Genomic DNA, 20,623 nt, shown 5'->3' on the forward strand with positions numbered 1-20,623 from the left:
ACGCACGCCCCGGACCCCGGCTCACGCCGAGGCCGGCCGGCGCACGGACACCCGGGACGCACAACAGAAAAGAGCCCGCTCCGATGATGCTGCGTTACGCCCTCAAGACCGTCCGCGCACGCAAGGCGGGCTTCCTCGGCGCCTTCCTCGCCCTCATGTGCGCGGCCGCTCTGATCACCGCCTGCGGCACCCTCCTCGACACCGGCTTGCGCGGCACGATCCGCACCGAGCGCTATGCCGCCGCTCCCGTTGTGGTCTCCGCCGACCAGTACGTCCACCGCACCACCGTGAAACACAAGAAGGGCAAGACCAAGGTCAAGCACAAGGCGAAACCCGTCGCCGAACGCGCCTGGCTGTCCTCCGACTTGGGAACGACCCTCGCCCGCACCCCCGGCGTCGCCCGCGTCGTGCCCGAACTGACCTTCATCGCACAGCCGTTGACCCCGGCCGGCACCGGCGGCCGTACCGCCTACGGGCACGCCTGGGAATCCGCCGCACTGACCCCGTACCGGATCACCGTAGGCGCCGCGCCCAGGACCACCGGTGATCTCGTCATCGACCACGACCTCGCCGCACGCGCCCGTCTCCGGCCCGGCGACCGCCTCACCGTGCAGTCCACGGGGTCGCCGCGCGACTACCAGATCACCGGTATCGCCACTCCTGGCCCGTCCGTGAGCCACCAGACCTCCCTGTTCTTCTCCACCGCGGAGGCCCGCCGGCTGGCCGCACACCCCGGACAGGTCAGCGCGTTCGGCGTCCTTCCGGCCAGGGGCACCGACCCGGAAGCGGTGCGGCAGGCCGTGACACGGACGCTGCACGGCACCACCGCCCAGGTCAGCACCGGCGACGCCCGCGGTCCCGTCGAGTTCCTGGACGCGGCCGCGGCCCGCACCCGGCTGGTCAGCATGGGCGGCGCGATGGGCGGCACCTCACTGCTGGTGGCGGTGCTCGTGGTCGTCGGCACCTTCGCACTCACCGTCCAGCAGCGCCACCGCGAACTCGCCCTGCTCCGGGCCATCGCCGCCACGCCCGGTCAGCTCCGCAAGCTGCTCGGCCGGGAGGCACTGATCATCGGCGCGGCGGCGGGCACCGCCGGGGCCCTCCTCGGACTGCCACTAGGCGGTCTGCTGCACTCCAGGTTCGTCGCCCTGGGCGCCGTACCCGCGACGCTCCAGCACACCACCAGCGTCTTCCCGCCCTTCGCCGGCCTGGCCGCAACCCTGCTCGGCGCCTGGGCGGCGGCCCGGATCGCCTCCCGCAGGGTCGCCCGGATCCGTCCGGCGGAAGCCCTGGCCGAGTCCAGGACCGAGCGCGATCGGCCCGCCTGGGGGCGTATCGCCGCCGGTCTGCTCTTCCTCGCCGGTGGCATCGTCCTCGTCGCCGTCCTCACCGCCCTGCGCACCGAGCCCGCCTCGACCCCCGTGACCTTCCTCGCCGTCATCGTGCTGTCCACCTCCGTCGCCCTGCTCGGCCCCCTCCTGGTCAAGGCGGCCGCGCTGCTGCTCGCCGTACCGCTGCGGCTCACCGGACACGGCGGGCGGCTCGCCACCGCCAACCTGCGCGGCAACGCCGCCCGGATGGCCTCCGTCGTCACCCCCCTCACCCTGCTCATCGGCATGACCTGCACCGTCCTGTTCGTCCAGTCGACCCTCGGCGGCGCCGCCCGCACCCAGGCACGCGAGGGTGTCACCGCCGACTGGGTCGTAGCCGCCCAGGGACCCGGCGTCCCGGGGGAGGCCGCGCGGCTGCTGCGGGCCCGGCACGACACCGTCACCGAGGTGGTGCGCACCACCGTCCGCGTCGGCCTCGACAAGTACCCCGCCCAGGGCGTCACCCCGGCCGGTCTCACCCGCACCTGGGACCCGGAGGTCACCGCCGGCTCCCTCGCGGATCTAGGCCCCGGCACCGTGGCCGTCAGCCGACTGGCCGCGGATCGACTCCACTTGAAGCCCGGGAGCAGCGTGAAACTGACGCTCGGCGACGGGACGCCCGCCACGCTCACCGTCGCCGCCGTCTACGCCCGGGGTCTCGGCTTCGGCGACCTCACCTTCGCCCACGACCTACTGGCCCGCCACATGGACAACCCGCTCGCCTCCTCCGTCCTCGTCGGAACGAACCGTACAAAGACACAACTCGCGACTACGCTCCGTGAGTTCCCGGGTCTCGAAATTCTTTCGCCGGCCGCCGCCGACTCACTCCAGGCCGAACGCCAGCAGGCGAACGCCGAGGTCAACTACCTGGCCATGGGGCTGGTCCTGGCATTCACCGCCATCGCGGTCGTCAACACCCTCGCCATGTCGGTCGCGGAACGTGTGCGCGAGTTCGCCCTGCTCCGTCTCGCCGGAGCGACCCGCCGTCAGGTGCTGCGCATGCTCCGCACCGAGGCGCTGTCCGTGCTGCTCCTCGCCACCGCGCTCGGCAGCGGAATCTCACTCGCCGTGCTCAGCGCGTTCAGCCTCGGCATGACAGGCCGGGCAGCGCCCACGGTCATGCCCCTGCTGTATGTGGCCGTCGTCGCGGTGGCCGCGCTCCTGGCACTCAGCGCCAGTGCCCTTCCCGGGCGTGCGGCGCTTCGCGTCAGGGCGGTGACGGTGGCCACCGCGAAGGAGTAGAGCGAGCGGCGACGGCTGCGGGCCACCCCCGGAGGCCGGCTCTCGCCGAGAGCCGCGGGTCACCTCCCGGCGGAGGCCCGCTCAGCCCGCCGCCGGCTCCACGGGCAGCCCCTCGGCTCGCCACGCCTGGAAGCCGCCCACCAGGTCCGTCGCCCGGTGCAGGCCCAGTTGGTGGAGGGAGACCGCCGCCAGGCTGGAGGCGTAGCCCTCGTTGCAGATGACGACGACCCGCAGATCGTGGCCGGTGGCCTCGGGTACCCGGTGGCTGCCCCGGGGATCGAGACGCCACTCCAGCTCGTTGCGCTCGATGACCAGGGCGCCGGGGATCAGCCCGTCCCGCTCGCGCAGGGCCGCGTAGCGAATGTCGACCAGCAGGGCATCACCGGCGCGCGCCGCCTCGTGCGCCGCTCGCGCGTCGATGCGCCGGTAGTCCGCACGGACCCGCTCCAGCAGCTCGTCGATGCCGGTCGGCCGCGCAGTCGGGTCGCCGCTCACTGCCAGTCCTCCGGGCGCTCGATCTGCTCCAGGCGCAGCACCTGGCCCGTGCGACTGTAGCGGCGGATCCGCGGCAGCGGCGGATAGTAGGCGTGGACCGAGATCGCGTGCCGGTCCGGGGACTCGTTGAGCACCTCATGCACATGGTGGTGGCCGAAGGCGCGCCCCTGCCCGGCGGGCAGCCGGCGCTCGCGGTCCACGTCCTCGGCGAGCTCCAGGGTCTTCCAGCCGTCGCTGGGGAGCCGTGCCGCCAGCGAGTACTCCTTGAGTTCACCCGAAGCGGTGACGAAGGCCCCGATCGAGTCGGCGTGGTCGTGCCAGCCGGTGCCACTGCCGGGTGGCCAGCCGATCAGCCAGGCCTCGCTGCCGCCGGGGCCCTCCAGGCGCACCCAGGTGCGGCCCTCCGGGTCGAGCGGGAGCGAGGCGATCAGCTCGCCGTCGGCGGCCGTACGCCGCGCGAAGTCGAGGAGTTTCGCCTGGGTCGGCACCTGGCCGGCGGCACCGGCCGTGGCAGGGGGCACGGAGGAGACGGGGGAGCCGGAGGCGGGACCGGCCGAGGAGAGGGATGCGGAGGCAGCGGGAGAGACAGACACGTACACCGTCCTGAGGAAGGTTCGCCGAAACGGGCGCACTACGGCGCCCGCGAGAAAAAAGGGGAGCGAAATTCAGCAGGACGGGCGACACACGCAGCCCGCATAGCGGACGAGGTCCATATGGACCCTCCGCCACAGGCGCACACAGGTGTCGGTCACGATCCGGAGTACAGCACGCTGCCGGACCCCGGTCAACTCACCGTCACCATGCGGACAGCGAGTGACGGATACCTCGGTCAGCGCACGCCGGAGCCGGTCTTCGCCTCCTGTCCGACCGGGCCGCCCACTGCCGCCTCCGCCGCCGTGTACAGGTCGGCCGGGCGTACCCCGCTCAGCGCGGTGACGAGGTGTCCGTCGGGGCGTACGAGCAGCACGCTGTGCGCCGGCGCACCCGGGTATTCCTCGGCGACCAGCAGTTCCGCCGGATGCGGAAGCGCGGTCACCGCGGCGGCGAGCCGGGGCATGACGCCGGCGGACACCCAGTGCTTGCGGTCCCACACGCCGGTACCGGGCGCGATGAGCACCACGAGCAGCGCGCCGTGGCCCAGCCGGTCGCGCAGCCGTACGAAGGAACCATCCTCCGCCGTGACGCGCACATCCGTGACCGGTGCGCCCGGCGCGGTCCCGACCGGGACCTCGCCCTCCAGACGCCCCGGCGCGAGCGGCGAGTCGGCGTACGCGCCCGGCGCACCGAGCGGGCCGCGACCCAGATGACCGTCCGTGAGCAGCGCGTCATGTCCGCGGGCCGCGCCGGGGACGATGTGGCGCAGCCCGCCACCGCCGCGCAGCACCGGCAGCACCTGGTCGGCTGCGCGCAGCCGGGCGGCGACCACCGCGCGGCGCTCGGCCTGGTAGCTGTCGAGCAGGGTCTCGTGATGCCCGTGGTGCCAGGCAGGGGCCAGCTTCCAGGCGAGATTGTCGGCGTCCCGGAGCCCCTCGTCGAGCCCCTGGGTGCCGAGCGCGCCGAGCAGGTGGGCCGCGTCCCCGGCAAGGAACACCCTGCCTGCCCGCCAGCGCCGGGCCAGCCGGTGATGCACCGTGTGGACACCGGTGTCGAGCAGGTCGTACGGCGGCGGAGTGGAGCCGTCCGTCCAGCCCGCGAGGGTCTCGCGGATCCGGGCCACCAGCAGCTCGGGCGTGACCAGGTCCTTGCCCGGCGGCAGCAGCCAGTCCAGGCGCCACACGCCGTGCGGGAGGGGGCGGGCGGTCACCTCCCCGGCCGAGGGTCCGGACTGCCGCCACGGCGGCATCCGGTGGAGCAACGCCTGACCCTCCCACGGAAGTTCCGTGCGCAGTGCCGCGACCGCGTGCCGCTCCACCGCCGTACGGCCCGGGAAGCGGATGTCCTGCAGTTTGCGCACCGTCGAGCGGGGACCGTCGCAGCCGACCAGGTAACTGCCGCGCCACCAGGTGCCGCTGGGGCCTCGGGTGTGCGCGGTGACGCCGGAGCGTTCCTGCTCCAGCGAGTCGAGCCGGCTGTCCGCGGCGACCTTGACCAGCGGCTCGTCCGTGATGGCCGCGCGCAGAGCACCGGTGAGGGAGTGCTGGGCGATGTGCAGCGGGGCGGGATCCGCCGCGTCGAAGGTGATCTCACCCATCACCTGCCTGCGCCGCGCCGACCGGAATCCGGTCCATCTCATCCCCAGGTCACCGAGCGCGGTCCCGGTCAGCCGCTCCACCAGGGCGGCTGTGTCCTCGCGCAGTACGGCGGTGCGCGCCGGGCGCGGTTCGTCCTTGCCCGGGCCCTCGTCCAGGACGACGGAGGGGACGTCCTGACGGGCCAGCGCCAGGGCGAGCGTGAGCCCGACGGGCCCCGCTCCGACGATGATCACCGGGTCCACGGCGCGGTGCCCCCTGCCCGCAGCGGTGCCCTCGGGGATGTGTGTGAACAGAAGGTTGGAGCAGGGTGCACGATCACAGAATGTATGCAACCCATTGGCAGAGTTTGCGTCAAGCGACCGGAGGCAGTGGCGATCATGCCACTGCCTCCGGGGGCCGTACGGGTGACGTGACGGTCGGTCAGGCGGCGCTTCCGGTGCCGAAGGCGCCGCCCACCGCAGCCGGATTGAGCTCCTCCATGTCCTCGGCGCCGAGCACGGCGCCCGTGCTGCGCTTGCTGCGCCGCAGTCGTCCCTCGAGCCAGCTCACGAAGGGGGTCAGGGCGAGCTGGCACGCTGGACCGGACCGGTCGGGAGTCACGAAGGCCCACGGCAACCTGGGTTGGTAGGCAATGATGGCGCATCGTCCGGGGCCCATACGAAGATGCGCTAAACAAGTATGTCAAGTTGAGGCGTAAAATTGATTGGCTTGCCAAGCGATGCGAGCAGCGTGGAAGCGACTCTGAACGCTTAGTTTCGCACAGATGGATCGGACATGATCCTTCACGGTTCCTGAACTGATGATCAGATTTTGGGCTATGGATTGATTTGACATGCCCTCGCTTAATAATGCTAAAACATCGCGCTCTCGTGAAGTTAAACTGCAGAGCTTTTCCCGTGCCGCCTTTTTCCGGGTCGCCTCAATTGCTGGTGCCGTAAATTTCGCGATCACCATATCGGATATCTCAGGGGAGAGGGCGCAGCTACCCCGAGATGCTGCGATGGCTGCCCACGGTAGATGCTGTGGTGCGCTTTCCAGTAGGACAATTCCAGAAGCGCCTTGGGTCAGTAATTGGGGGCAAGTGTGGATCACACCGTTATCCGGCCACCGCCATCCATGGAGGGAGGAGAGACGGATCGCGAAATGACTGGCCTAACTGCTGACTGCTCTTGCGGTCTCGCACACCCGTTAGGTCAATGCGGCGATAAGCGCGACCCAAGGCCCATTCTATTTGCATCGGTGCGACTATTTATCCCTTCGCCGCTCCCCGTGGATCCGAGCTGCTACGAGCGAACCAGGTAGGTGAGGTGCGAGTCGGTGTGCAGCTCCGGCGCACCCGTCGAGCTGTCATGGTGAAGACTGATACATGATTGGCGAATGCGTCACTTTTGCTAGGGCTGGCAGTGAACGGCCAGGGGTGGTGACGATCACGCCACCACCCCTGATTGGGTACCGCTAATTGTGTACGTTATTGCTTCTTAGGGCGAGTTGTGGTGATCCCGATGACACCACCGTCACCGTTGGCTCCAGTTCCGAAGGCGCCGCCCACCGCAGCCGGATTGAGTTCCTCCATGTCCTCGGCGCCGAGCACCGCGCCCGTGCTGCGCTTGCTGCGCCGCAGCCGACCCTCGAGCCAGCTCGCGAAGGAGGTCAGGGCGAAGTTCAGGACGATGTAGATGACCGCCACGACGACGAAGCTGGCGATGACGTTGGCGTAGTTGGCGGCGAGCGTGCCCCGCTCGCTCAGCAGCTCCGCGAAGCCGAGCATCACGCCGCCCAGCGCGGTGTCCTTCACGATGACCACGAGCTGGCTGACGATGGCGGGCAGCATGGCGGTGACCGCCTGCGGGAGCAGGATGCTGGTCATCGTCTGCCCCTTGCGCAGACCGATCGCGTACGCCGCCTCGGTCTGCCCCTTCGGCAGGGCGAGGATGCCGGCCCGGACGACCTCGGCGAGGACCGAGGCGTTGTAGAACACAAGGCCGGTGACCACCGCGTAGAAGGGCCGGTCGTCGCTGGTGACCTGCGTGTAGCGGCTGAAGAACTCGTTGGCGAACAGCATCAGCAGCAGCACCGGGATGGCCCGGAAGAACTCGACGACCACACTCGCCACGCTCCGCACCCAGCGGTGGTCGGACAGGCGGGCGATGCCGAAGACCGCGCCGAGGGGCAGCGCGATGACCATGGCCAGCGCCGCCGCCTTCAGGGTGTTGACGAGGCCGGGAAGGAGGTAGGTCGTCCACGCCTCGGAGGTGGTGAACGGCTGCCAGAGCGCCCAGCGCAGCTGGCTCTTGTCGTCCAGCACCCGCCAGACATACCAGGCCACCGCGGCGAGCAGGACGAAGAAGACCACGGAGAGCAGTACGTTGCGCCGCTTGGCGCGGGGCCCCGGAGTGTCGTAAAGGACGGAACTCATCGCTTCACCGCCAGTCGCTTGCCGAGCCACCCCAGGACGAGGCCCATGGGCAGGGTCAGAACCACGAAGCCGAGCGCGAAGACCGCGCCGATCGCCAGCGTCTGGGCTTCGTTCTCGATCATCGTCTTCATCAGGGTCGCGGCCTCGGCGACGCCGATGGCGGCCGCGACGGTGGTGTTCTTCGTCAGGGCGATCAAGACGTTGGCCAGCGGGCCGATCACCGCGCGGAACGCCTGCGGCAGCACGACGAGGCGCAGCGTCTGCGTGAAGTTCAGTCCGATCGCGCGGGCGGCCTCCGCTTGGCCCAGGGGCACCGTGTTGATGCCGGAGCGGATCGCCTCGCACACGAAGGCGGCGGTGTAACCGATCAGGCCGAGGACCGCCAGACGGAAGCCCTGCACCTTGAAGTCGGAGGCGCCCATCGTCACCCGGAAGATGTCGGCGAGACCCAGCGAGGTGAAGAGGATGATGATCGTCAGGGGGATGTTCCGGACGATGTTCACGTAGACCGTGCCGAACCCCCGCATGAGCGGGACCGGGCTGACTCGCATCGCCGCCAGCAGGGTGCCCCAGACCAGGGAGCCGACGGCGGAGAGGAGGGTGAGCTGCACCGTCGTCCAGAACGCCCCTAGGACGTCATAACCTTGAAGAAAGTCGAACACGATCTCCCGCGCTTCCGGGTGTGTGGCGTACGTGGAGGGCGGGGCGCGCCACCGCTCGAAGCGGCGGCGCGCCACGGGAACCCTGCGTCACCCGCCGGAGTGAGCGCCGGCGGAGTTCCGCGTTACTTGACGATCTGGCCGATCTTCGGGGCCTGCTCGTTCTTGTATTCGGCCGGGCCGAAGTTCTTGTCCACGGCCTTCTGCCACGAACCGTCGCTGACCATCTTCTCCAGCGCCTTGTTGATCTTGTCCAGGGTCGCGGTGTCGCCCTTCTTGACGCCGACGCCGTAGTTCTCGTTGCTCAGCTTCAGACCGGCGAGCTTGAACTGGCCCTTGTACTTGTCCTGCGCCGCGAAGCCCGCGAGGATCGAGTCGTCGGTGGTCACCGCGTCCACCGCGCCGCTCTGCAGGCTGGCGATGCACTCCGAGTAGGTGCTGTTCTCCTTCAGGTTCGCCTTCGGGGCGATCGTCTTCTGGACGTTCTGCGCGGAGGTCGAGCCGGTCACGGAACACAGGTTCTGGCCGTTGAGGTCCGTACCCTTGGCGATCTTCGAGTCCTTCTTGAGCAGCAGGTCCTGGTGGGCCAGCAGGTACGGGCCGGCGAAGTCGACCTTCTGCTTGCGCTCGTCGGTGATCGAGTACGTGGCGGCGATGAACTTCACGTCACCCCGGGCGAGCGCGTTCTCGCGGTCGGCGCTCTTGGTCTCCACCCACTGGATCTGGTTCGGCTTGTAGCCGAGCTCCTTGGCGACATAGGTGGCGACGTCCACGTCGAAGCCCGAGAAGGAACCGCTGGGCTCCTTCAGGCCGAGACCCGGCTGGTCGAACTTGATGCCGATCTTGATCTTCTTGCCGCCGCCGCCCGAACCGCTGTCCGAGTTGCCGCCACAAGCGGTGGCGCCCACAGCGAGGGCGAGTACGGCTGCCGAGGCGGCGGTGACCTTGCGGAGCTTCATGGTGAACATCCTTTGCGTGGTGAGAGAACGAGGCCGGTGAGGGACGGGCGACCCCGGAACGTCAGGGCGCGCGGGCTCCGCGCCGTCAGTGGTGCAGGATCTTCGACAGGAAGTCCTTGGCCCGGTCGCTGCGCGGCGCGCTGAAGAACTGGTCGGGCGCGGCCTGCTCGACGATGCGGCCGTCCGCCATGAAGACCACCCGGTTCGCGGCCGATCGCGCGAAGCCCATCTCGTGGGTGACCACGATCATCGTCATGCCCTCGCGGGCGAGCTGCTGCATGACCTCGAGGACCTCGTTGATCATCTCGGGGTCGAGGGCCGAGGTCGGCTCGTCGAAGAGCATGACCTTCGGGCCCATCGCCAGCGCCCGGGCGATGGCGACGCGCTGCTGCTGGCCACCGGAGAGCTGCGCGGGGTACTTGTCGGCCTGGGTGCCCACGCCGACCCGGTCGAGCAGGGCGCGGGCCTTCTCCTCGGCCTGCTTCTTGTCCGTCCTGCGGACCTTGATCTGGCCCAGCATCACGTTCTCGAGCACGGTCTTGTGCGCGAAGAGGTTGAAGGACTGGAAGACCATGCCGACGTCGGCGCGCAGCCGGGCCAGTTCCTTGCCCTCATGGGGCAGCGGCTTCCCGTCGATCGTGATGGTCCCGGCGTCGATGGTCTCCAGCCGGTTGATGGTGCGGCACAGGGTCGACTTCCCGGACCCGGAGGGCCCGATGACCACGACGACCTCGCCGCGGGCGATCGTCAGGTCGATGTCCTGGAGCACATGCAACGCGCCGAAGTGCTTGTTGACGCTCTTCAGGACGACCAGTTCGTCGGTCGCGGCCACGTCTTCCTTGGCCACCGATACTTCGGTCATCGCTCTCGGGCTCCGTCCTCCTCGGTTTCGGTGGACAGTAGTGAGACGCCGTGACCTGCGTCATCACATCTGAGGGGAATCTGAGCATCACGATCCGATAGCAATCGGACACGTGTCGTAGCACTTGCGTTCTGTGCCACGTATCGGGCGCATAACGGAAGTGGCAGGCAACCGGAACCCTCTTGACGCCGTCCTTGTCCATCGGCGTGACTTCCATCGTGCACGCGCGCGTGCACGTGAGATACAAGCCGAACGAGAACCACGACCGTACGACCACTGAACCGGAGGGGGCGGCGATGAGACTGCTGCTCGTCGAGGACGACAACCACGTCGCCGCGGCCCTGTCCGCGGTCCTCGCGCGGCACGGCTTCGATGTCACCCACGCGCGCAGCGGCGAGGAGGCCCTACAGGCGCTCGTCCCCGAGGGAGCGGGATTCGGAGTGGTCCTGCTCGACCTGGGCCTGCCCGACCAGGACGGCTACGAGGTCTGCGGCAAGATCCGCAAGCGCACCAACACTCCGGTGATCATGGTCACCGCCCGGTCAGACGTCCGCTCCCGCATCCACGGGCTCAACCTTGGCGCCGACGACTACGTGGTGAAGCCGTACGACACCGGAGAACTGCTCGCCCGGATCCACGCCGTCAGCCGGCGCAACGTGCACGAGGAGCCCGCGCCGGACGCCGGAAGCGCGCTGCGGCTCGGGTCCGTGCACATCGAGCTGCCCACCCGCCAGGTCAGCGTGGACGGTTCGGTGATCCAGCTGACGCGCAAGGAGTTCGACCTGCTCGCGCTGCTCGCACAGCGGCCCGGTGTGGTCTTCCGGCGGGAGCAGATCATCAGCGAGGTGTGGCGCACCAGCTGGGAGGGGACCGGACGCACCCTGGAGGTGCACGTCGCCTCCCTGCGTTCCAAACTGCGCATGCCCGCGCTGATCGAGACCGTACGAGGCGTCGGCTACCGGCTCGTCGCCCCGGCCGCGTAGCGGGGACGGGTGCGCACCCGGCTGCTGCCGCTGCTCATCGTCCTGATGGCGGCCGTGCTCCTCGCCCTGGGCGTGCCGCTCGCCGTCAGCCTGGCCGCCGCCCAGCAGCAGAACGTCGTCGTCGACCGGATCGACGACACCGCGCGCTTCGCCGCGCTCGCCCAGTTCGTCACCGACGTCCCCACCGCGTCCCGCCCGTCCACCACCGACGAGCGCCGGCAGACCCTGCGCCGCGAACTCGACAGCTACCACGGCGTCTACGGCATCCGCGCGGGCGTCTTCTACAGCAATGACGCGGCCATGGCCAACGCACCCGGCGACTGGCTCCTACCGCGGACGGGGGAGGTGCGGGAGGCCTTCGACGAGGCGCTGCTCAGCCGCCGCAGCCACGACCCGCGCCAGGTGTGGCCCTGGCAGCGCGGCCGGCTGGTCGTCGCCTCACCGGTGATCCGGGACGGGGACGTGGTGGCGGTCGTGGTCACCGACTCGCCCACCGGGCAACTGCGCTCGCGCATCCTGCGCGGCTGGCTGGTCATCGGGGCCGGGGAGGCCGCCGCGATGCTGCTCGCCGTCGGTGCCGCGCTGCGGCTGACCGGCTGGGTGCTCAGACCGGTGCGCATCCTGGACGCCACCACGCACGACATCGCGACCGGGCGCCTGAAGTCCCGGGTCGCGGTCGGTGGCGGCCCGCCGGAACTCAGGCGGCTGGCCCGATCGTTCAACGAGATGGCGGACAACGTCGAGGACGTCCTGGAGCAGCAGCGCGCCTTCGTCGCGGACGCCTCGCACCAATTGCGCAATCCGCTGTCGGCGCTGCTGCTGCGCATCGAACTGCTCGCCCTGGAGCTACCGGAGAACAACGCGGAGATCGCCTCGGTGCGCACCGAGGGCAAGCGCTTGGCACAGGTCCTGGACGACCTGCTCGACCTGGCGCTGGCCGAGCACGCCGAGGCCGACCTCCGGCTGACCGACATCGGCGCGCTGGCCGAGGAGCGGGTGGCGGCCTGGGCACCGACCGCCGACGCCAAGGGCGTCCGGCTCACCGGTGACTGCCCTCCGACGACCGGCTGGGCCGACCCGATCACCCTGTCCAGCGCGCTGGACGCGGTGATCGACAACGCCGTGAAGTTCACGCCCGAGGACGGCACGGTCGAGGTCAGCGTGGCCTCCAACGGCGACAGCACGACCGTCCGGGTCAGCGACACCGGGCCCGGACTGACCGATGAGGAACTCACACGCGTGGGCGACCGTTTCTGGCGTAGCGGCCGTCACCAGAACGTCAAGGGTTCCGGGCTCGGTCTGTCCATCACCCGTGCCCTGCTCGCCGCGGGCGGCGGCTCGATCGGCTGCGCGCACCACGAGCCGCGGGGGCTGACGGTCACGGTCACGCTGCCGCGGCACGCCGAGCCGCGCTAGACACCCTCCAGAACCGGCCGGGCGCGCGTGCCCCGCGCGAAGCCCGCTACGGCTTGACCGACTGGTAGTAGCGCCGGGCGCCCTCCTGCAGGGGCAGCGGGTCGGTGTAGATGGCGGTGCGCAGGTCGACCAGCTGCGCTGAGTGGACATGGGCGCCGATGTCGTCCCGGCTCTTGATCACCGTGCGGGTCACCCACTCGGTCAGCCGGGGATCCATGTCCGCGCGGGTCATCAGCACGTTGGACACCGCGATCGTCGCCACCGTCGAGCCGTGCTGCACGCGCGCGTACGCCGACTCGGGGATGTTGGTGGCCCGGTAGTAGCGCCCGGCCTCGCCGGCCGCGTGCAGCTTGGCGACGAGGTCGCCGTCGATCGGCACGAACTTGAAGCCGGCCTTCCTGGCCAGCCCCTCCAGCCCCTTCGTGGGCAGCCCGCCCGACCAGAAGAAGGCGTCGATCTTGCCCTGTGCGAGGCGCGAGGGCCCGACGTCTATGCCGTCCGACACCGGCGTGATGTCCTTGTGCGGGTCGATGCCGGCGGCCCTGAGCACCCGGTCGGCGATCAGCCGCACCCCGGAGTCGGGCAGGCCGGTGGCCACCCGCTTGTGCCGCAGGTCCGCGACGCTGTCGACGTCCGAGTCACGCGGCACGATGAGCTGCACATAGTCGTCGTACAGCCGGGCCACTCCACGCAGCCGGCCGGACGAGCCGGGGTGCCGCCGCTCGTACGTCCCCACCGCGTCGGCCGCCGCGATCGTGAAATCGGCGTGCCCGTCGACCACCCGCTGCACGTTCTGCTGGGAGCCGGCGCTGTTCAGCAGCTTCACCTTCAGGCCTGGCATGTCCTTGGCCATCTCGTTGCGCAGCCGCTGGCCGTACTCCTCGTAGACCCCGCGGGACGTGCCCGTACTGAAGACGATCGTCCCGCTCGGCGGCTTCTCGCCCAGGGGAAGCAGCCACCACAGCAGCAGCCCGAGGACCACGGCGCCGGCGGCCGCGCTCTGCAGCGCCCGGCGCCTGCTGACACGGGGGAACACCTTGGACATGCGGGCGATCCTGCCAGCCGCCCGCCGGGCTGACCAGGGCCGGGGTCACCGCGGGGTGCGGCGGCGGCGGCGCGGGCCCGGGCTGTCGGTGGCGGCCGTTAGAGTCGCGGCATGAGCACTTCGCCCGCCCGGCTCGTCCGCGAATTCCACCTCGCCTTCGGCCTCGACGCCCACAGCACGCCCACCGAAGTGGCTCCCGACCTGGCCGCGCACCGCGGGGAGCTGCTCGCCGAGGAGGCCGCGGAGGTCGCCGAGGTGTCGGTCGAGGGTCCGCTGGACCGGCTCGCGCACGAGCTGGCCGACGTGGTGTACGTGGCGTACGGCACCGCGCTGGTCCACGGTGTCGACCTCGACGAGGTGATCGCCGAGATCCACCGCGCCAACATGAGCAAGCTGGGCCCCGACGGCCAGGTCGCCCGGCGTGCCGACGGCAAGGTCCTCAAGGGGGAGCACTACCGGGCGCCGGACGTGTCGGCCGTGCTGCGCCGCCAGGGCTGGACCGCGGACGGCGCGGCCTGACACCCGGCCGTACGGCGACTCCCCGGCCGACGGCCCGGAGGGCGGGCCCCATCAGCATGCCGTTCTGGTAGATCGACATCAGGCCCGTGCCGGCGTCACCGTCGACGGGAGCGGTGTAGGTGACCAGGAGGTGCGTCCAGGTCCCCGGGGACCCGGTACCGGTGTCCCCTTCCGCGGTGGGGAAGGACGGCCACCAACCTCACCCCGCAGTACGACTCGTCCATGCCGCTCACCGTCGGCGGCCGCGTCAACAGCCCCGACGCGACGTCGCCGTACAACGCCTTCCCCGGCTCCGTCGCGGACGTATCTCCTCTGAGAGGAGCGACAACGGCGATGCCGATGACGCCACCACCCGACGACCCCGTAGCGGTGCAGCTGATCGCCGCCCTCAACGACCCCGGGGTACCGGAGGGGGATCAGCCGGACGCGGCGATGGACCTGTACGAGCACTCCGGCCCCTGGCTGGAGCAGGCCGTCTTCGAGATCCTGCGGCGCGAGGACTTCCGGAGCGTGCTGGCCCAGCTGTGTGCCGAGTCGCTCGCGGAGATCTGGGCCAGGGAGGGCAGGGTCGACGAGGCCTTCTTCCCGGAGCTCCGGGGCCGGCCCTGGACGAGGTGCTCGGCATCCTTGGACCGCGTGCACCGCACCTGATCCCACCCGGGACGCGGGGAGGTTGACCCGCCCGCCGCCCTCCGTTTCCCTGCCGAGGACCGGGACGGGGCTCTTCCGGCGAGCGCCTACCCTTGTCCCATGACCAGCAGCAGCGACCGGAGCCCCGCAGTGGACGTGTCCGCACCCAAGAGTTACGAGATCCGCACGTACGGATGCCAGATGAACGTCCATGACTCGGAGCGACTGGCCGGGCTGCTGGAGGACGCCGGGTACGTACGCGCCCCCGAGGGTTCCGACGGGGACGCCGACGTCGTCGTGTTCAACACGTGCGCGGTGCGTGAGAACGCCGACAACCGGCTGTACGGCAACCTCGGCCGGCTCGCGCCGCGCAAGGCGTCCCGGCCCGGCATGCAGATCGCGGTCGGCGGCTGCCTGGCGCAGAAGGACCGCGACACCATCGTGAAGAAGGCGCCCTGGGTGGACGTCGTCTTCGGTACGCACAACATCGGCAAGCTGCCCGTCCTGCTGGAGCGCGCACGCGTCCAGGAAGAGGCGCAGGTCGAGATCGCCGAGTCGCTGGAGGCCTTCCCCTCCACGCTGCCGACCCGGCGCGAGAGCGCGTACGCGGCCTGGGTGTCGATCTCCGTCGGCTGCAACAACACCTGCACCTTCTGCATCGTCCCGGCGCTGCGCGGCAAGGAGAAGGACCGCCGCACCGGCGACATCCTCGCCGAGATCGAGGCCCTGGTCGGCGAGGGCGTCTCCGAGATCACCCTGCTCGGCCAGAACGTCAACGCGTACGGCTCCGACATCGGCGACCGCGAGGCCTTCAGCAAGCTGCTGCGCGCCTGCGGGAGCATCGAGGGCCTGGAGCGGGTGCGGTTCACGTCCCCGCACCCGCGCGACTTCACCGACGACGTCATCGCAGCCATGGCCGAGACGCCGAACGTCATGCCGCAGCTCCACATGCCGCTGCAGTCCGGCTCGGACACCGTGCTCAAGGCGATGCGCCGCTCGTACCGGCAGGAGCGCTACCTCGGGATCATCGAGAAGGTCCGCGCCGCCATCCCGCACGCGGCGATCACCACCGACATCATCGTGGGCTTCCCCGGCGAGACCGAGGAGGACTTCGAGCAGACCCTGCACGTCGTCCGCGAGGCGCGGTTCGCGCAGGCCTTCACCTTCCAGTACTCCAAGCGGCCCGGCACCCCCGCCGCGACCATGGAGGACCAGATCCCCAAGGAGGTCGTCCAGGCCCGCTACGAGCGGCTGGTCGCCCTCCAGGAGGAGATCTCCTGGGAGGAGAACAAGAAGCAGGTCGGCCGGACGCTCGAGCTGATGGTGGCCGAGGGCGAGGGCCGCAAGGACGGCGCCACCCACCGGCTCTCCGGGCGCGCCCCCGACAACCGCCTGGTCCACTTCACCAAGCCGGAGCAGGAGGTGCGCCCCGGTGACGTCGTCACCGTCGAGGTCACCTACGCCGCCCCGCACCACCTCCTCGCCGAGGGCCCCGTCCTCGACGTGCGCCGCACGCGCGCGGGAGACGCATGGGAGAAGCGCAACGCCGCCAAGCCGGCGGGCGTGCTGCTCGGCCTGCCGAAGATCGGCGTTCCGGCTCCGCTGCCCGCCGTCGCGAGCGGCTGCGGCTGCGACTGAGCGGCTCGGGCGCCGGCCGGCGGGCGGTTCGACCCGGGTTCCGGGACCGGTCCGCGTCTCGGCGCGGAGCTCGGCGTGGGGTAACGCTCCGTCTGCGTACGGCGTTACCCTGCCGGTCATGCTTGTCGCCGCCGCTGTCTGCCCCTGCCCACCGCTGCTCGTGCCCGAGGTGGCCGCGGGTGCCGCACCGGAACTGGACCCCGCGCGCGTGGCGTGCGCCGACGCGCTCGGCGTGCTGGCCGCCGCCCGCCCCGACACGCTCGTGGTCGTCGGGCCCGCCGAGCGCAGCGGGCGCGGACGGCACCCGCAGGGCGCCCGCGGGTCCTTCCGCGGCTTCGGTGTCGACGTCGCCGTACGGCTCGGCCCCGCCACGGACGCCGCCGGCGAGCGTGAGCTGCCGCCGTCGCTGGCCGTCGCGGCCTGGCTGCTGGAGCGCACCGGCTGGGCGGACGCCCCGATCGAGGGGCTCGGCGTCGGGGAACCGCTCGAACCCGGGCGGTGCGTGGAGACCGGCAGGGAGCTGGGTGCCCGGGCCGGGCGGGTCGCGATGCTGGTGATGGGGGACGCGAGCGCTTGCCGCACCCTCAAGGCGCCGGGCTACCTCGACGAGCGGGCGGCCCCCTTCGACGCTGCCGTGGCACGTGCTCTGGGCACGGCGGACGTGGCGGCGCTTCAGGCCCTGGACCCCGGACTGGCGTACGAACTGAAGGCCTGCGGACGCGCGCCCTGGCAGGTTCTCGCGGGGGCGGCGGAGGGCGCGGGCCTGGAGGGCGCGCTGCTGTACGAGGACGCGCCCTACGGAGTGGGATACCTGGTCGCCACCTGGTCGTAGGCCCCCGAGCGGGCCGCGCGAAACGGCGGACGGCCGGGAGGCTTGGTACTCCGCGGCCGTCCGGCGAGGCGTGTGCCGTTCAGGAGGTGGGCGGCGGGCCCTCCGGCCGGGCCGGGGGCTTCGCACCGCTGACGTGCGGCTCCTCCTTGTGCGCGAGGCGGTCCATCGCCTCCTTCGCCCTGCCCGTGCCGGCCTGGATCCGGTCGGAGTACTTGCCCTTGGTCCGCTCGTCCACGGCACGCGCGGCCTTGTCGATGCCGTGCTGCACCCGGTCCCCGTGCCGGCTCGCCAGATCCGACACCTTGTCCTTGGCCGGACCCAGCCTGGCCTTCATGTTCTCCAAAAGACCCATACTCCACCTTCCCTGACGGGGACGGTCACCTGCGGGCGCCCTCCCCGGCCTCGCTGTCGGCGGCCTCGTCCGCGGACTGCTGCTTGGGGATCTCCGCGCTTTCGGCACCCTCGGCGTCATCGGCCGCGCGGGTTCCCGAGTCGTCCGTCCCGGCCGCCGCGCCCGCGTGCCCGTCGTCGGACGAGCCCGGCGCGTCCGCCGTCCGCGCACCCTCGGCCGCCTCCGGCCCCGCGGCCTCCTCCGGCGCGTCGTCGCCTCGGACCTCGGCGGCCGACGCCTCCTGCTTCGCCTTCGACCTGCCGAGAAGCCGTGCAAAAACGCCCATAACCACTCCATACGTTACTCGTGCGGGCGAAATCCCGCGTCAAGCGGTGCGTCCGTTTGCGCCACCCGGCTCACCGCCTCCAAAGACCGAGCGGGCGGTACCCCGGTGCAACGAACCGGCATGCGCGCCGTCACGTAACTCGTTCGAGGCGCGGCCGTGAGGTTTGCGAGACTGGTGCGGTGAGCAGCGCAGCCCCCGCCCCCCGCGTCATCGCCGTCGTCGGCCCCACAGCGGCCGGAAAGTCCGATCTCGGCGTGTTCCTGGCCCAGCGACTCGGCGGCGAGGTCGTCAACGCCGACTCCATGCAGCTGTACCGAGGGATGGACATCGGCACCGCCAAACTGACGCCCGAGGAACGGGCCGGTGTCCCGCACCATCTGCTGGACATCTGGGACGTGACGGCCGCCGCCTCGGTCGCCGAATATCAGAAACTCGCCCGCGCGCGGATCGACGCGCTGCTCGCCGAGGGCCGTTGGCCGATCCTGGTCGGCGGCTCCGGGCTGTACGTACGCGGGGCGGTCGACAACCTCGAGTTCCCCGGCACCGACCCCTTGATCCGGGCCCGCCTGGAGGAGGAGCTGGCGCTGCGCGGCTCCGGCGCGCTGCACGCCCGCCTGGCCGCCGCCGACCCCGCCGCCGCCCGCGCCATTCTGCCCGGCAACGGCCGCCGCATCGTCCGTGCCCTGGAGGTGATCGAGCTCACCGGGCAGCCCTTCACCGCGAACCTCCCCGGCCACGACTCCGTCTACGACACCGTGCAGATCGGCGTGGACGTCGCCCGTCCCGAGCTCGACGAGCGCATCGCGGTCCGGGTCGACCGGATGTGGGAGGCGGGGCTGGTGGACGAGGTGCGCGCGCTGGAGGCGCGGGGGCTGCGCGAGGGCCGTACGGCCTCACGCGCGCTCGGCTACCAGCAGGTGCTCGCCGCGCTCGCCGGGGAATGCACCGAAGCGGAGGCGCGGGCCGAGACCGTACGCGCTACCAAACGCTTCGCGCGCCGCCAGGACTCCTGGTTCCGGCGCGATCCGCGGGTGCACTGGCTGAGCGGTGCGGCGGCGGACCGCGGGGAACTCCCGCGGCTGGCCCTGGCTGTGGTCGAACGACCGGTTACAGCCTGATCACGTGATGGCATCGGGATGCGCCGCCGGTCAGCGCGGCCTGTGACGCCGTGCCATCATCGAGCTTCGATCGACCAAGTGGAGTCCTAGTTGGGAGGGCGCGTGGCGATGGAGGCCGGCCCTCGCGACACCGCACGAAGTGCCGAGATCACGACCGACCCCGGTGAACCGGAACAGGGCGAGGACCGCCTGTCCGACGACGCGGGGCGTCTCACGGACGACGGCCCCGACGACACCGAGGGCGGCGTCACCGCCGACGGCCCGGCGCCCGAGGAGATGTATGCGAGCGGTCCGGAGGTCGAGGTCGAGCTGCGTCCGCAGCGGCGGCTGCGCATCTGGCAGCTCGCGCCGATCGTGGCCCTGGCCGCGGGCGGCTCCCTGATGTTCGCCTTCCCGCTCGCCTTCGACTTCGGCGACAGCGGCGCGGTCATCGCCATGCTGGGCCTGCTGATCTGCTCCTGCGCCGCGGGCTGGGGCATGATGGCCGCCCGCCGGGTGGGCTACACCTGGCCGGGCCTGCCGGCGCGCGGCTCCGGACGCCGCCCCGACTGGCGGGTCGTCCTCGCCTACGTGCTCCTGGTGGCCCTCGTGGCCGTCCTCGCCGTGTGGCGCGTGGCCCGGCTGCGCTAGCCGCTGCCTCCCCCGGCGTCGCCGCCCTTGTCCTACCGACCCCGTACGATCGAGGAATGAGCACGCGGATCGCCTTCCTCAAGGGTCACGGCACCGAGAACGACTTCGTGATCGTCCCGGACCCGGAGAACACCCTCGACCTGACCCCGGCCGAGGTCGCCGCCCTGTGCGACCGCCGGGCCGGCATCGGCGGCGACGGGGTGCTGCACGTCGTGCGGTCCGCCGCGCACCCGGAGGCCAGGGAGATGGCGGCCGTGGCGGAGTGGTTCATGGACTACCGCAACGGCGACGGCTCGATCGCCGAGATGTGCGGCAACGGCACCCGTGTGTTCGCCCGCTACCTCCAGCACGCCGGTCATGTGGCCGAAGGTGACATCGCGATCGCCACGCGCGCGGGCGTGAAGAGCGTCCACATCGCCAAGGACGGAGACGTCACCGTCGGAATGGGCAGCGCACTCCTGCCCGAGGGCGAGGTCACGGTGAGCGTGGGTGAGCGCAGTTGGCCCGCACGCAATGTGAACATGGGCAACCCGCACGCCGTCGCCTTCGTCGACGACCTCGGGCACGCCGGTGACCTGCTCTCCCCGCCGCCGTTCGCCCCCGCCACCGCCTACCCGCAGGGCGTCAACGTCGAGTTCGTCGTCGACCGCGGCCCGCAGCACGTGGCGATGCGGGTGCACGAGCGCGGTTCCGGCGAGACCCGCTCGTGCGGCACGGGCGCCTGTGCCGTCGCCGTGGCCGCCGCCCGCCGGGACGGAGCCGACCCGGCCCGCACCGGCACCCCGGCGACGTACACCGTGGACGTGCCCGGCGGCCGCCTGGTCATCACCGAGCGGCCCGACGGCGAGATCGAGATGACCGGACCGGCCGTGATCGTCGCCGAGGGCGAGATCGACGCCGAGTGGCTGGAAAGCGCGCTTCGCTGATCTGGTGAGACGCC

22 protein-coding genes and 1 pseudogene are annotated in these 20,623 nt (G+C 71.1%); 10 read left to right on the top strand and 13 right to left on the bottom strand.

Annotated features, from left to right (window positions below; genetic code table 11):
- Positions 1-83: 83 nt before the first annotated feature.
- Positions 84-2,612 carry an ABC transporter permease gene (locus ABZ478_RS27380; RefSeq protein ID WP_359553311.1) on the top strand — a complete coding sequence of 843 codons (2,529 nt, stop codon included), beginning with the start codon at positions 84-86 and terminating at the stop codon, positions 2,610-2,612.
- A gap of 81 nt (positions 2,613-2,693) precedes the next feature.
- On the opposite strand, the gene ABZ478_RS27385 is transcribed toward ABZ478_RS27380, so the two are convergent.
- From ABZ478_RS27385 to ABZ478_RS27430, 10 genes and pseudogenes are all read right to left on the bottom strand, one after another.
- On the bottom strand, positions 2,694-3,107 hold the full coding sequence (locus ABZ478_RS27385; RefSeq protein WP_359553312.1) for a rhodanese-like domain-containing protein: 414 nt from the start codon (positions 3,105-3,107) through the stop codon (positions 2,694-2,696).
- Positions 3,104-3,628 (bottom strand): cysteine dioxygenase, encoded by a 525-nt coding sequence (locus ABZ478_RS27390; protein ID WP_359553412.1) that lies wholly within the window; start codon positions 3,626-3,628, stop codon positions 3,104-3,106. Before ABZ478_RS27390 ends, ABZ478_RS27385 begins: the two co-directional genes overlap by 4 nt.
- A gap of 144 nt (positions 3,629-3,772) precedes the next feature.
- A complete protein-coding gene (locus ABZ478_RS27395; RefSeq protein WP_313960178.1) occupies positions 3,773-3,859 on the bottom strand; it encodes a putative leader peptide in 87 nt (28 codons plus the stop codon).
- A 77-nt stretch (positions 3,860-3,936) separates the two neighbouring features.
- Entirely contained in the window at positions 3,937-5,541 is a 1,605-nt protein-coding gene (locus ABZ478_RS27400; protein WP_359553313.1) for an FAD-dependent monooxygenase, read from the bottom strand.
- 178 nt (positions 5,542-5,719) lie between these two features.
- Positions 5,720-5,863: pseudogene (locus tag ABZ478_RS27405) on the bottom strand (amino acid ABC transporter permease); the annotation flags it as partial.
- 117 nt (positions 5,864-5,980) lie between these two features.
- Positions 5,981-6,253: a helix-turn-helix transcriptional regulator gene (locus ABZ478_RS27410; RefSeq protein ID WP_359553314.1), complete on the bottom strand. Its 273-nt coding sequence runs from the start codon at positions 6,251-6,253 to the stop codon at positions 5,981-5,983.
- A 514-nt stretch (positions 6,254-6,767) separates the two neighbouring features.
- The gene (locus ABZ478_RS27415) at positions 6,768-7,715 is read right to left on the bottom strand and encodes an amino acid ABC transporter permease (RefSeq protein ID WP_359553315.1); all 948 of its coding nucleotides are present in this window, start codon (positions 7,713-7,715) and stop codon (positions 6,768-6,770) included.
- On the bottom strand, positions 7,712-8,377 hold the full coding sequence (locus tag ABZ478_RS27420; protein WP_359553414.1) for an amino acid ABC transporter permease: 666 nt from the start codon (positions 8,375-8,377) through the stop codon (positions 7,712-7,714). The genes ABZ478_RS27415 and ABZ478_RS27420 overlap by 4 nt, the downstream gene beginning before the upstream one ends.
- Positions 8,378-8,499: 122 nt before the next feature.
- Complete coding sequence (locus ABZ478_RS27425; RefSeq protein ID WP_359553316.1) at positions 8,500-9,333, bottom strand: glutamate ABC transporter substrate-binding protein; 834 nt, start codon at positions 9,331-9,333, stop codon at positions 8,500-8,502.
- A gap of 85 nt (positions 9,334-9,418) precedes the next feature.
- On the bottom strand, positions 9,419-10,195 hold the full coding sequence (locus ABZ478_RS27430) for an amino acid ABC transporter ATP-binding protein (RefSeq protein WP_358939145.1): 777 nt from the start codon (positions 10,193-10,195) through the stop codon (positions 9,419-9,421).
- Positions 10,196-10,491: 296 nt separating this feature from the next.
- Here ABZ478_RS27430 and ABZ478_RS27435 point away from each other — a divergent pair, with 296 nt between their 5' ends.
- Together ABZ478_RS27435 and ABZ478_RS27440 are read left to right on the top strand one after the other, a co-directional pair.
- Complete coding sequence (locus tag ABZ478_RS27435) at positions 10,492-11,178, top strand: response regulator transcription factor (RefSeq protein ID WP_359553317.1); 687 nt, start codon at positions 10,492-10,494, stop codon at positions 11,176-11,178.
- A 9-nt stretch (positions 11,179-11,187) separates the two neighbouring features.
- Positions 11,188-12,594: a HAMP domain-containing sensor histidine kinase gene (locus ABZ478_RS27440; protein ID WP_359553318.1), complete on the top strand. Its 1,407-nt coding sequence runs from the start codon at positions 11,188-11,190 to the stop codon at positions 12,592-12,594.
- Positions 12,595-12,640: 46 nt separating this feature from the next.
- On the opposite strand, the gene ABZ478_RS27445 is transcribed toward ABZ478_RS27440, so the two are convergent.
- Positions 12,641-13,639, bottom strand: coding sequence for a TAXI family TRAP transporter solute-binding subunit (locus ABZ478_RS27445; RefSeq protein ID WP_359553319.1), 999 nt, complete (start codon positions 13,637-13,639; stop codon positions 12,641-12,643).
- 111 nt (positions 13,640-13,750) lie between these two features.
- Between ABZ478_RS27445 and ABZ478_RS27450 the strand changes: the two genes are divergently transcribed.
- From ABZ478_RS27450 to ABZ478_RS27465, 4 genes are all read left to right on the top strand, one after another.
- Entirely contained in the window at positions 13,751-14,158 is a 408-nt protein-coding gene (locus ABZ478_RS27450) for a MazG nucleotide pyrophosphohydrolase domain-containing protein (RefSeq protein ID WP_359553320.1), read from the top strand.
- 222 nt (positions 14,159-14,380) lie between these two features.
- A complete protein-coding gene (locus tag ABZ478_RS27455) occupies positions 14,381-14,809 on the top strand; it encodes a hypothetical protein (protein ID WP_359553321.1) in 429 nt (142 codons plus the stop codon).
- Positions 14,810-14,908: 99 nt separating this feature from the next.
- Positions 14,909-16,426, top strand: coding sequence for a tRNA (N6-isopentenyl adenosine(37)-C2)-methylthiotransferase MiaB (gene miaB, locus ABZ478_RS27460; RefSeq protein ID WP_359553322.1), 1,518 nt, complete (start codon positions 14,909-14,911; stop codon positions 16,424-16,426).
- A 118-nt stretch (positions 16,427-16,544) separates the two neighbouring features.
- Entirely contained in the window at positions 16,545-17,258 is a 714-nt protein-coding gene (locus ABZ478_RS27465) for a class III extradiol dioxygenase subunit B-like domain-containing protein (RefSeq protein WP_359553323.1), read from the top strand.
- Between the two features lie 79 nt (positions 17,259-17,337).
- Here the strand turns inward: ABZ478_RS27465 and ABZ478_RS27470 are convergent, their stop codons facing one another.
- Positions 17,338-17,610, bottom strand: coding sequence for an antitoxin (locus tag ABZ478_RS27470; RefSeq protein WP_359553324.1), 273 nt, complete (start codon positions 17,608-17,610; stop codon positions 17,338-17,340).
- A gap of 25 nt (positions 17,611-17,635) precedes the next feature.
- Positions 17,636-17,935, bottom strand: a complete 300-nt coding sequence (locus tag ABZ478_RS27475; RefSeq protein ID WP_359553325.1) for a hypothetical protein — start codon at positions 17,933-17,935, stop codon at positions 17,636-17,638.
- 179 nt (positions 17,936-18,114) lie between these two features.
- Between ABZ478_RS27475 and miaA the strand changes: the two genes are divergently transcribed.
- The 3 genes from miaA to dapF all read left to right on the top strand — a co-directional run bounded on the left by miaA (position 18,115) and on the right by dapF (position 20,609).
- Positions 18,115-19,053, top strand: coding sequence for a tRNA (adenosine(37)-N6)-dimethylallyltransferase MiaA (gene miaA / locus ABZ478_RS27480; protein ID WP_359553326.1), 939 nt, complete (start codon positions 18,115-18,117; stop codon positions 19,051-19,053).
- Between the two features lie 108 nt (positions 19,054-19,161).
- Positions 19,162-19,683 (top strand): hypothetical protein, encoded by a 522-nt coding sequence (locus ABZ478_RS27485; protein ID WP_359553327.1) that lies wholly within the window; start codon positions 19,162-19,164, stop codon positions 19,681-19,683.
- Positions 19,684-19,739: 56 nt separating this feature from the next.
- Complete coding sequence (dapF, locus tag ABZ478_RS27490; protein ID WP_359553328.1) at positions 19,740-20,609, top strand: diaminopimelate epimerase; 870 nt, start codon at positions 19,740-19,742, stop codon at positions 20,607-20,609.
- Positions 20,610-20,623 lie beyond the last annotated feature (14 nt).

Origin of the sequence: Streptomyces sp. NPDC005706, from assembly GCF_040631045.1 — a bacterium.
Lineage (GTDB): Bacteria > Actinomycetota > Actinomycetes > Streptomycetales > Streptomycetaceae > Streptomyces.